A 6,000-nucleotide genomic window follows, 5' to 3' on the forward strand; every position below is an offset into this window, starting at 1 on the left:
CCCGCCCGCAGCCGAGACACACACCCGGGGGTTTGGGGGCGGAGCCCCCAGGGGTGCCGGCCTACAAGCCCCGTGTCAGTGAGAGCAGTTCCCGTGCCGGGCCCGTGGGACGGTGGCCCGTGGGCCAGACCGCCCGGAGGTCACGGCGGAGCTGGACGTCGGACAGCGGAATGCTCACCAGGCGATGCGCCGACAGCTCCTCCCCGAGAGCCAGCTCGCTCAGGACGGCGGGCCCCGCCCCACTCACCGCCGCCGCCTTCACCGCCGTAGTCGAGGAAAGCTCGATCAACGGCCGCGCCAACCCGCCCAACGCCGCGTCGAGAACCTGCCGCGTACCCGACCCCTCCTCCCGGAGGATCAGCGGCGTCGCGGCCAGCTCCGCCCCCGCGAGCGGCGCGCGACGCCGGGCCCACGGATGCCCCGGCGCCGTCACCACGATCAGCCGGTCGTGCGCGATGACCGTCGAGTCGAGGGCGGCCGGCACGGACAGTCCCTCCACGAAGCCGAGGTCCGCCTCGCCCGCGAGGAGACGTTCCGCCACGGCCGTCGAGTTCCCGGCGAGAAGCGACACCGCCGTGTCCGGCCGCTGCGCGCGCAGCGCGAGCAGCCACCCCGGCAGCAGATACTCGGCGATGGTCATGCTCGCCGCCACCCGAAGCCGCGAGTCCCGCCGGTCCCGCAACGCCTGCGCCCCCGCGTCGAACGCCTCCGCCGCCTCCACGACCCGCCGCGCCCAGTCCGTGACCAGCGCCCCGGCGTCGGTGAGCCGCGAGCCCCGGGGCGAGCGGTCGACGAGCGCGACACCCAGTTGCCGTTCCATGGAACGGATCCGGCTGCTGGCCGCGGGCTGGGTGATCCCCAGCTCCCGCGCCGCCCGCCCGAGACTCCCCAGCCGCGCCACCGCGAGCAGCAGTTCCAGCGCCCCGAGGTCGGGCACCCGATGCGCGATCCCGACCGCGACCGGTCCCGGTTCCCCCGACCGGCCACCCTCCATCCATGATCCCTCAGCACTCACACCCATAAAGGCAGCTTATGCCCCCATAGACCCGTACTCCCTGGTGGGGACCCGGCGGGCGCGCGACCGTGGACGCATGGTCACCGCAGCCCAGCACCTCCTGTCGCCCCCCGCCGCCGAAGTCGGGCGCCCGCGCGTCACCGCCGTCCGACACCTCGGCCCGAACTGGTACGCCTCCGTCATGGGCACCGCGATCGTGGCGACGGCGGGCGCCGGACTCCCCGGCGACGTCCCGGGGCTGCGAACCGTCTGCACGGCTGTCTGGGCCTTCTCGGCCGTCATGCTCGTGACCCTGCTCGGCGCCCGCGCCCTGCACTGGAGGCACCACCGCGACCAGGCCCGCGCCCACCTCCTGGACCCGGCCATGGCCCCCTTCTACGGCTGTCTGGCGATGGCCCTGCTGGCCGTGGGCGGCGGCGCCCTCGTCGTCGGCCGGGACTGGATCGGGACGCGGGCGGCGGTCACCGTGGACGCCGTACTGTTCACCGCCGGCACGGCCGTCGGACTCGTCGCCGCCCTGGCCATCCCGTACCTGATGGTCGTACGCCACCGCATCCGCGCCGACCAGGCCACGCCCGTCTGGCTGCTCCCCCTCGTCGCGCCCATGGTGTCGGCCGCCGTCGGACCGCTCCTCGTGCCCCACCTGCCCCCGGGCCAGCTTCGGGAGACCCTGCTGCTCGGGTGCTTCGCGCTGTTCGGGCTGAGTCTGCTGGCCACCTTCGTGATGCTGCCGCTGATCTTCGCCAGGCTCATCACCGCAGGGCCGCTGCCGCTCGCGCTCACTCCGACGCTGTTCCTCGTGCTCGGTCCGCTCGGCCAGTCCACGACCGCGGTCGGCAAGTTCGCGGACGTCGCACCGGGCGTCGTGCCGACCCCCTACGACCAGGGTTTCGGGATGCTCGCCGTCCTCTACGGCGTCCCCGTCATGGGCTTCGCACTGCTGTGGCTGGGCCTCGCCGGCGCGCTGGTGGCGCGGGCCCGCCGCGAGGGCATGGGGTTCGCGATGACCTGGTGGGCGTTCACCTTCCCGGTGGGGACCTGTGTCACCGGCGCCGAGGGCCTCGCTCGGCACACCGGCCTTGTCGCGTTCGACTGGCTCGCGGTCGCCCTGTACGCGCTTCTCGTAGCCGCCTGGTGCGTGGCCACCGCCCACACCGCACGCGGCCTGCTCAGCGGCAAGCTGCTCGCAACACCTGGCCGAAAGTAACCTCTTGGGTCGCGCCCCCAGCCTTCACCGTCCTCATTGGATTGGCCACGGTTTGCCCCTCATCCGTATACCCGCCGCCTGGAAACGGGACCGCGTGACGTGGGGCATCAAGCCGCATTGACAGACCCGCGCCCGTCATCGAGGACCGGAGGGCGCGCGGGCGGGCCCTGCCATGATCACGGCAGAAAGATCTCGCCTGGTGATCACGGACCCGTTAGCCTCTCGGTCCATGCCTGACCTGCCCGACCTTTCCAGTGCGACCATCGACGCGATAGTCGATCACGTCGGCCGCTCGACGCTTCCCTTCCAGCGAGCCCACGGGGAGGAACAGCACGCGACGGCCTTCTGGTTCAACGAACTCGTGGAGGCGACCGCCGAAGGCGAGGTCATCCGGCAGTACCTCGTGACCGCCAGTGAGCCGGCGCGAGTCGAGTTGGCCGAGTTCACCCTGTGCGCCGAACTGTGCGCACCCGTGATGAGCGCTGAGAAGCTGATGATGATCGACTTCGCGGAGGGGTGGACTCATCTCGGCGATCTTGGGGTGGCGGTCATGCCCTCCGCCGGGCTGCACGCGCACAGCGCTCGCAAGGGGTGGCGCTGGACGACGGACGAGATCACCGACGGCATCGCAGCCACGGAGCAGGACATCGCCGGCCTCAGTGAGTCGCCGGTCCCCGCCTACCTGCTGGGCCACGTCACCGACGGGGACACTTCCCGAGAGCAGGCTGTCGTGATCGGCCGCATCACACGCGCAGACGACGGCGGCATCCGGTGGATCGGAGACCTGCCACAAGGGTGCGTGGGCGCACCGGTGTTCATCGGCGCACCCCTCGGCGAGGACGGTTTCAAGCTGGTCTGTGTCGGGGTGACGCTTCCCGCCGACGACCATCACTCCATTGCTCCCTTCGACCGCATCCGCGCTGCCTTGAGCGCCCTTCCGCCGAACAGCGCGTCAGACCCCGATGAGGCCGGGACCGGCCCTCGGACAGCCGAACCGAAGCGTCGCTGGTGGCAGCGACGCAGCTGACGCCGCACAGCACCGTCAGGCCTACGACCACGGTCGACCAACTTGAACACCGCTGAAAAGAGGGTCGTGAACACGGCTTGTCCTGGGACATCAAGCCGCGTTCGCGGACCCATCCACGTTGCCGGCGTGGATGGGGAGAGTCGCCGGGCGCGGATCAGTCCGTGAGCGGCTCTGACGGCATCCCCTCGCTGTCAGAGCCATGCTCCGCGACGTCAGTCGAATGCCACGACCAGGCGAACGCCTTCATCCCCGAAGCGGCCGGCCAGAGCCCTCATCACAGCGAAGACGTGTGGCCAGTGCGTCTCAGGACCCAGGACAGCGCCAACGGTCAACGGTTCGTATGTGCAGACCATCTCGCCGGTAGTCCATTCCACACGTTCTGTCGCACTGTGCACACCCGCGGGTGGCACGCCCACCACGGACAGAACTTCCGACGGCCACGGATCGTCCACGAACTGTCGATACCGCACCGATGGCAGTGATTTCGTGTGCCAGGTCAGTCGGCCGGTGCGGAGATCGGGAATGGCCGCGCTATCGATCGATGCAAGCTCCGCCCAGCTGACCCAGCTCGCGCCGTCCAGATCGCCCGTTGCGACCAAGGGGCCCAGCTGCGAGCTCATCCCGCTCGACAGATCATCTGGAAGCCCACGGCCCGCAGCAACCGGCTGAAAGCCCGCGTGGTTACGCACTCCGAAGAGACAGGCGAAGGCCGCGTAGTCGGTCTCGTCATACAACGGCCAAAGATCCATGGCAGTCACCCACGGCTCGCCGTCGTAGTAGTCCGTACCGGCGCCGGGATGACGAAACTCGATCCCGCCATGGATATCTGTACTCACGACATCGCACCCCAATACTCAAGCCGCACTTCGTGATCAGGTGATGATCCAGTTTCCTCCCATCTGCCGAGGCGGCCAGGCATCGGTCATTCCTCGCCGGTGGCGTCCGGGGCGCGCAGCGGGCGCAGGCCGTCGGGCAGGTCGAGGAGTTGGAAGGAGTACCGGCCGAGCATCGCTCCGTCAGCCGTTCACCCGGGCCGACGTCGGCTTGGCTCAGGAGCTGACGAGCGTCTGTTCCTCAACCCCCGGGTCACGGGTGATCGCATGACCATCGCCTGATCAGACATCGAATCACAGGACGGAATCCTGGTATGCCAGGATCTGCTGCTGTGACGGACGACGACCCTCTCACCGGCCTGGACGATGTGCCCTGGGCCCAGCTGCAGCACTCCTACGGCATGGCCGACGACGTCCCCGGACACCTCCGGGCGATGCAGGCAGGGGTTCGGGAGGGCCGGTACCCGCCAGGTGCACAGCTCGCGAACCATATCGTGCACCAGGGCACGCGATCGCAGGCTGCGGTGTATACCGTTCCGTTCCTCGTGCGGATGGCACTCGACCCGAGATTGGTCGATAGGCATCGGTTCGTCAGTCTGCTGGTCGCCATCGCGATCGGGCTGGACAACAACTATCTGCCGAACGGCTATGACCCTAGGGAAGACCGCGCCGACCTTGCGAATCTACGCGGCGAAGCCGACGACTGGGCTCAGTGGATCCGCGAAGCGGCGGACGATGAGCAGCGCAAACAGCGCGAGGCGAGCTGGGCGCAGGTGCTCATGGACGCTGAAGCGGTGGTGCGTTCCTATGACGCCGTCCGGGAAGCACTTCCCGCACTCGCCGTCCTGCTGACCTCGGAGAGTCCTGAACTGCGGGCCGAGACGGCGAACTTGCTGGCGTGGTTCCCTGACTCCGCAGCGACGTCGATTCCGCTCCTGAAGGCGTTCATCGCCGATGAAGACTCCCCTGGCGCGGCAGCCACGGGAGTGGTGGCCCTCGGTCTGCTCGGCGAACCGGCGACCGTCCCCTTTGTCGAGCGCTACCTGGGCAGCCCGATCGTCGAGCTCCGCTGGGCCTCCGCCTTCGCGTTGACGAGGTTCGGCATCGCAGGCCCGGCCGTCGTCGAGGTGCTGACGCAGGTCGTCGCCCGGCCGCCTGAGAAGACCGGGACGATGTCGTTCCTGAGCGGCTCTTACATCGGCCTCGCGGCGATGGCCCTGGCCGAAACGTCCGAAGCCACGACGCTCCGGGCGGTCGATGCCATGTTGGTCGGCCTGGCTGACTGTGCGGGCGTCGAAGGGTTCCACGACAGGTACTACACGGCGCATACGCTGTTCACGCTGGTCTTCCCGGGCGATCCCGTCGAACCGCCGCAGTCCTTCGGTGACTTGAGCAACGTGCAGCAGCGTGTCGTGCGCTTCGTCGCCGACCAGGACGAGGCTGCCTGGCCATCCGGTGCAATGGACGCTTTGCGCCGGTGGAAGGTGCCGACCAGGCACTCTGACCTGTGCGTCTACGCGGGGATTGTCCAGGCTGGCCAATAGGCCGGCGCCCAACTCCTCGTCGTGCTCGCGCCGGCCTTCCACGCCGCCACCCCACCCGCCCCGCAGACCCGACCGGCCCGCCTGCAATCGCACCCCGATCGACCTGCCCGTCCCCGAGATCCGCCGCCTCATCAGCACGCTATTCGTGCTGCCTACGCGGACCTCACCACGCTGCTGCGCTGGCCCACCTGGCGCAGGCACCACCAGGCCGCAGCCACTACCAGCGACGGCCCACCACCGAGACCATCACCTGATCACGAAGTCCGGCTGGAGTACTACTACTCCAGTTGCACTTCTCCATTTGTCCTGGTCACAGGGTCTTTTGTGAGTCTAGTGAGCTGACGCTCCATCAGGGTGGTGGTGGTTCGTGACTC

The 6,000-nt window shown here is 69.1% G+C and carries 5 protein-coding genes; 3 read left to right on the forward strand and 2 right to left on the reverse strand.

Translation table 11 applies throughout. From position 1 onward, the window contains the following. Positions 1-61: 61 nt before the first annotated feature. On the reverse strand, positions 62-994 hold the full coding sequence (locus tag ACZ7M2_RS35865; protein ID WP_352047993.1) for a LysR family transcriptional regulator: 933 nt from the start codon (positions 992-994) through the stop codon (positions 62-64). A gap of 97 nt (positions 995-1,091) precedes the next feature. Here ACZ7M2_RS35865 and ACZ7M2_RS35870 point away from each other — a divergent pair, with 97 nt between their 5' ends. Next, a complete protein-coding gene (locus tag ACZ7M2_RS35870; RefSeq protein WP_471598816.1) occupies positions 1,092-2,222 on the forward strand; it encodes a TDT family transporter in 1,131 nt (376 codons plus the stop codon). A gap of 229 nt (positions 2,223-2,451) precedes the next feature. Continuing rightward, complete coding sequence (locus tag ACZ7M2_RS35875) at positions 2,452-3,249, forward strand: hypothetical protein (RefSeq protein WP_471598817.1); 798 nt, start codon at positions 2,452-2,454, stop codon at positions 3,247-3,249. Positions 3,250-3,461: 212 nt separating this feature from the next. On the opposite strand, the gene ACZ7M2_RS35880 is transcribed toward ACZ7M2_RS35875, so the two are convergent. Continuing rightward, the gene (locus ACZ7M2_RS35880) at positions 3,462-4,085 is read right to left on the reverse strand and encodes a hypothetical protein (RefSeq protein WP_471598818.1); all 624 of its coding nucleotides are present in this window, start codon (positions 4,083-4,085) and stop codon (positions 3,462-3,464) included. Positions 4,086-4,414: 329 nt separating this feature from the next. Here ACZ7M2_RS35880 and ACZ7M2_RS35885 point away from each other — a divergent pair, with 329 nt between their 5' ends. Further along, positions 4,415-5,626 (forward strand): HEAT repeat domain-containing protein, encoded by a 1,212-nt coding sequence (locus ACZ7M2_RS35885; RefSeq protein ID WP_471598819.1) that lies wholly within the window; start codon positions 4,415-4,417, stop codon positions 5,624-5,626. Positions 5,627-6,000: the final 374 nt, after the last annotated feature.

The organism is Streptomyces sp. NPDC111507, assembly GCF_055638955.1.